Annotated in this window: 3 protein-coding genes; 1 reads left to right on the top strand and 2 read right to left on the bottom strand. The window is 67.4% G+C overall.

What is annotated here, in order from left to right; all coding sequences use genetic code 11:
• Positions 1–97: 97 nt before the first annotated feature.
• On the top strand, positions 98–1,921 hold the full coding sequence (locus tag ELR45_RS32930; protein ID WP_129670060.1) for an ABC transporter ATP-binding protein: 1,824 nt from the start codon (positions 98–100) through the stop codon (positions 1,919–1,921).
• 22 nt (positions 1,922–1,943) lie between these two features.
• Here ELR45_RS32930 and ELR45_RS32935 read toward each other — a convergent pair whose 3' ends face one another.
• Together ELR45_RS32935 and ELR45_RS36190 are read right to left on the bottom strand one after the other, a co-directional pair.
• Entirely contained in the window at positions 1,944–4,724 is a 2,781-nt protein-coding gene (locus tag ELR45_RS32935) for a winged helix-turn-helix domain-containing protein (RefSeq protein WP_129670061.1), read from the bottom strand.
• Positions 4,725–4,952: 228 nt separating this feature from the next.
• On the bottom strand, positions 4,953–5,404 hold a 452-nt coding region (locus ELR45_RS36190), incomplete at its 5' end, for a hemerythrin domain-containing protein (protein ID WP_205857750.1).

Here is a 5,404-nt window from a genome sequence, read left to right on the forward strand (position 1 = left end):
GGAGATTGAAAATGGGACATTGATGTGTCATCATGCGATAGCGAGATTGCACGATGGCCTCCATGGCCACTCCGTCGATTGAACAGAGAGTCAGCCGATGTCCTACGCCGCCCCGACCACAGCGCCTGACCCCGGTGAGACCCCCGCGATGTCCATGCGCCAGAAGATCTCCCTGCTCTGGTCCTACGCCAGGCCGCACCGCGACATGCTGGTGCTCGGTGTCTTTCTCGGGCTGCTGGGGACCGCAGCCGAGCTGGCCACACCCATGGTCACCAAGACGGTCCTGGACGGCCTGGCGGTGTCGGCGTCGCTGCGCGGACCGGTGACCGTCCTGGCGGTCCTGCTGGTCGCCGGTACGGTGGTCGGCCTCATTCAGGCGATCTTGCTGGGCACTCTCGCCGAGCGCATCATCCTGGCCACCCGTACCGGGATGATCCGCCACCTGCTGGGCGTGCGCCTTCCCGAGCTGGCCCGCCGTTCCAGCGGTGAGATGGTGGCGCGCGTCACGTCGGACACGCTGCTCATCCGCGAGGCGACGACGTCGAGCATCGTCAACGGTGTGAACGGGTTCGTCGGGCTGGTCGGGGCACTCGTCCTCATGGCCGTGCTGGATCTGCCGCTGCTGCTGACCACCATCGGTGTCATCATCATCGTCGGAACGGCTGCGGCCCTGCTCATGCCGAGCCTGGCCAAGGCGCAGCAGGAGGCGCAGGCTGAGGTCGGTTCGATGGGTGGCCGCCTGGAGGGCGTGCTGCGGGCGCTGCGGACGGTCAAGGCCAGCCGCGCCGAGGCGCGCGAGGCGGAACGGATCGGCGACTTCGCCCGACGCTCCAGCCACAAGGGCATCCGGGCGGTCAAGATCGAGGCCGTGGCGTGGACGATCACGGGCGGCGGCATCAATCTGGCCATCATGCTGGTGCTCGGCTTCGGCGCCTGGCGGGTGTCGACGGGGGCGCTCGAGGTGAGCGCCCTGATCGCCTTTCTTCTTTACGCGTTCCAGCTGATGATGCCGGTGACGTTGCTGACCATGAGCTTGACGGCTATCCAGTCGGGATTAGCGGCGGCGGCGCGGATCGCGGAGGTCCGCGGGATGGCCACGGAAACGGACGACGTGAGCAGCCTGCCCGCCGAGCAGGCCTGCCCCATCGACGTGGCCGACGCGCTCGTGCTCGACGAGGTCCGCTTCCGGTACGCGCCGGACGCCGCACCGGCCTTGGATGGGGTCTCGATCACCATCCCACGACACGGGCACACCGCCATTGTCGGGCCGTCGGGAGCGGGCAAGACCACGGTCTTCTCGCTCCTGCTGAAGTTCTTCCGGCCGGAAAGCGGGGAGATCCATCTCGACGGCCGGCCATTCGCCCGCTGGACGCTTGATGACCTGCGCAGCCGGATCGCCTACGTGGAGCAGGACACGCCCTTGGTGCCCGGCACGCTCTATGAGAACCTCACATACGCCGCACCCGATGCTCCCGAGTCGCGCATCTGGCGTGCGCTGGCGGAGGTGCGGATGGACGAGCGGGCACGCGCGTTGCCGGACGGCCTGCACACCGACGTCTCGGCGTCGACCTTGTCCGGCGGCGAGAGGCAGCGCATTGCCCTGGCCCGCGCTTTGGTCGCGGACCCCGAACTTCTCCTGCTCGACGAGGTTACGGCCCAGCTGGACGGGCTCACCGAGGCCGCCGTGGCGCAGGGCATTCGCCGCCAGGCCGAGCGGGGTGCCGTGGTGACCATTGCGCACCGGCTCTCGACGGTCATGGACGCGGACCAGATCGTCGTCCTCGAAAGCGGCCGCGTCCGTGCCGTCGGTAGTCACGAGGAGTTGCTCCAGTCCGACGAGCTCTACCAGGAACTGGTCGCCGCCCTCCGAATCGCCACCGAGCCTCCCGCCGTACCGGAGACGGCGACCGTCAGCGGGTGACCGGGCGGTCCGACGATTGGTGCTATGACCTGGGCGTACTGAGTAGGCCCAGTTCGCGGGCGCGTGCTGAAGCATCGGTGCGGTTGGCGGCGCCCAGCTTGTCGAGGATGTGGGTGACGTGCTTCTTGACCGTGTTCACGGCCAGATAGAGCTCGGCCGCGATGTCCCGGTTCTGCTTGCCTGCCACCAGCAGCTGCAGTACCTCCACCTCCCGGGCGCTGAGCTGTGTGACGAGACCTGGGACGTTCGACCCACCCGGGACAGCATGGGGAGGTTCGCTGCCGGTGCGCGCTTCGAAGGCCCGCATCAGCAGGCCCAGGAATCCCACCGGGACACCCGCTACGACGGCATGCCCGGTTCGTTGGGTGGCGATCAGCCGGCCGAGCAGGACGGCCATGGGTTCACCCTCGTCGACGAACACCCGGATGTGACCCTGCGGTTGGGCAAGAATGAGTGCGTCGGCCAACGTGGGCACCGCCGCGTCGTCGTTTCCGGTAGCGGTCAGCGCCAGGGCCCGCAGCGCCTGAATCTCGATCACGCTGCCGACCCGGTCCTGCTCGAGTGCGAGCGCATGCATGCGTTCCAACAGGTGCAAGGCCCGGCCGGGTTCGTGCTGGGCGAGCAGCACGCGTGCCAGAACGAGGTACGCCGGCTCACGGGCGAACGACAGTTCATCGTCATGGCTCAGGCCGCGTTCGACGGTCCACCTCGCGGCCCAGCCTGCGTCGCCCTGGGCGAGTGACAACCGAGCTCGCTGTGCAGGGACCGGGTTGAACAGGTCGGCCACGGTCGGGTCGGTGAGCCGCTCGGCCTCCTCCATGGCACGTCGTGCGCCGGCGGCGTCGCCCTGGGCCTGCTTGATCCAGGCCAGCGTCACCAGGCCGATAGCCAGCGGAAGGGTATAGACGAACTGGCGGCACAGGGGGAGACCCAGATCGAGGTGTTGCATGGCGTTGTCGAATTCGCCGCGCTGGTAGGCCACCGCGGCCGTCCCTGCATACGCCACACCAATGGCGGGCTGGGCGGGCCGCCCCGACATCTCGGCCACCTCGAGCGTGCGATGGTACGTCTGCAGCGCAGAGTCCAGGCGGCCCTGGGCCGACTGAATGCGCCCAAGGTAGGACGAGGTCAAGGCGATCAAGTCTTGGTCGCCGGCCGACTGCCACCAATCGATGATGGAAGCGACGGCCCGCTCCGCCTCCTGGAGGCGGCCCCCTAGCCATTCGGCGATAGCCAGAGTTGAGTGAGCGAGTCCTTCGAGCATCCACTCGCCATCGCTCAGCTCGTCGAGAGCCCGCGAAGAGAAGGCTATCGTCGCTTCTTCATCGCCGCGCAGATGCGCGACGTAGGCGCCGCCGACCGCGATCGCTGCCGGCATGTTGGCCAGCCGGCTCGCCGTGCTGCCGACCGATGGCTCGAACGGCTCGTCCTCGACAGTGTGGAGAACTCGTTCGGCATCGTGGAGCGCGTTCTCCACGTCTTTCACCCGGCCGCCGACGACGTGCAATGCCGCCTGCGCCAGATGTAATCGCGGCCGTGAGGCCACCAACCTCGGTGGTAGCGTCGCGATCCACCGCTGAACCGTCGCTCGTTCGCTGGACAGGTAATGCTCGTCGAAGTACCGCTCGACGAGCCTGGCTGCCCAAGCCGAGTCTCCGGCGGCCATTGCGTGCCGTACCGCATCGTCGGCCAGGCCGTGCTCGTCGTACCACGACGCGGCATTGCGGTGCAGCACGTCGACCCGGCCGGGCTGGCGCTGCGGCAGGCGAGCGCGGAGCAGATCGGCGAACAGATGGTGGTAGCGCCACCAGCCACGCTTCTCGTCCAACGGCACCAAGAAGAGGTTCGCCCGCTCGATCTGCTCCAGCGTCACCTGGCTGTCGCCGCGGCCGGTGACCGCGTCACATAAGGATCCGGACAGCCGCTCCAGCACGGAGGTCTCCAGCAGAAAGTCCTGCACGTGCGCCGGTTGGTGCGCCAGTACCTCTTCGGCCAAGTAGTCGAGCACGTAGCGGTGGCTACCGGAGAATGTTTCGACGAACCCTGCCGTGTCGGGTTCGTCGCGCAGCGACAGCGCTGCGAGCTGCAGCCCGACCGCCCAGCCCTCGGTGCGTGCGGTCAACGCCGCGACCGTGTCTGCGTGCATGTCCGATCCGAGTGCCTCCCGTAGCAGCGCCGCCGTCTCCTGCACCGTGAACCGCAGTTCGACGGCGCGTATCTCGGTCAGCTGGCCCGCGGCGCGTAGTCGGGCCAGCGGCAACGACGGATCGGCGCGACTGGACAGCACGATGTGCAGTCCGGCCGGTCGGTGCTCGATGAGGAACCGTATGGAGTCATACACCTCTTCGGCGTCGATCACGTGATAGTCGTCGAGGACCAGCACGACATCGGCAGGTTCGGCCGCGAACGCGTTGACGACCGCTGCCGCCAGGTCCCGGAACGTCGTCGTCGCAGCCAGCAGCGGAGCGACGTGGTCCGCAATGCCTGGGCGTACCCGGTCCAACGCGGCCGCGACGTGTCGCCAGAACCTGGCCGGGTCGTTGTCGCCGGCGTCCAACGACAGCCACGCCACGGCCTGCTCTCGTCGCCGGCACCAGTCCGCCAGTAACGCGGTCTTGCCGGATCCCGCCGGCGCGCAGAGCAGTGAGAGCGTTCTTGACAAACCCTCTTCCAGCTGGTCGGCCAGCCGCTGCCGGGGTATGAAGCCTGGCGGTGGCCGTGGCACGTACAGCTTGGTGGCGAGCAGTCCATCCGATCCGCGCATCGACGCGGAAGTGGAGCCACCGGGCGGCGTTTCAGGCATCTCTGCCACGCTGGGACCGGACATCCTGGGGCACTCTCGTCGAGCGCAAGACTCCACACTGGCCGATCCCCATCTCGGGGACTTCCATGGACTGGGTGCGCATCACACCGCCGATCTCGTAGACCCGACGTAGGACGCCCTGGAGCTCCTCAGCCGTAGCGATTGTGCCGGTACGTGCAGTATGACATCCGGCACCGTCGGGGGAACCCGGGCGTGTGCATACGTATGTTAGCTTCCGCCGACGTTCAGCCGGCCGAGAGGCTCGACGACCTCTTCCTCTTCGTAGGCCAGATGGCTCAGCAGAACGTCGTCGAGTAGATCGACCAGCGCTCGGACCTCGGCCAGCTTGCCGACGTCCTCGACCATGTCCACCAGTGCGGCGTCCAGCCTGGTCAGCACCGCTGCGATCACTTCGTGCTCGGCCGCCAGGCGCTCGATCACCGGGCTGAGTGATCCGTCCGCGTCCTTCAGCTCGGCGAACAGTTCATCGTCCTCATTGACGTGGTGGACGGTGAGCAGACGGCAATAGGAAGCACAGAAGCTTCCCAGCGCCCAGTAGTTCTGGCGCATCGTCATCTGATTGATCAACGAGCGCGCTGCGGACGGGTTGTTCTGCCCGGCCGCGACCTGGTTCACGGCGTCCTTGATCTTCTTCAGTTCCTCGCGCAGATGGTTGTGAA

This window comes from Phytoactinopolyspora endophytica, assembly GCF_004138495.1.
Lineage (GTDB): Bacteria > Actinomycetota > Actinomycetes > Jiangellales > Jiangellaceae > Phytoactinopolyspora > Phytoactinopolyspora endophytica.

Bases quoted from the DNA above. Each gene is read 5' to 3' on its own strand.
- ELR45_RS32930 (WP_129670060.1), top strand. From the start codon at position 98: ATGTCCTACGCCGCCCCGACCACAGCGCCTGACCCCGGTGAGACCCCC.
- ELR45_RS32935 (WP_129670061.1), bottom strand. From the start codon at position 4,724: ATGCCTGAAACGCCGCCCGGTGGCTCCACTTCCGCGTCGATGCGCGGA.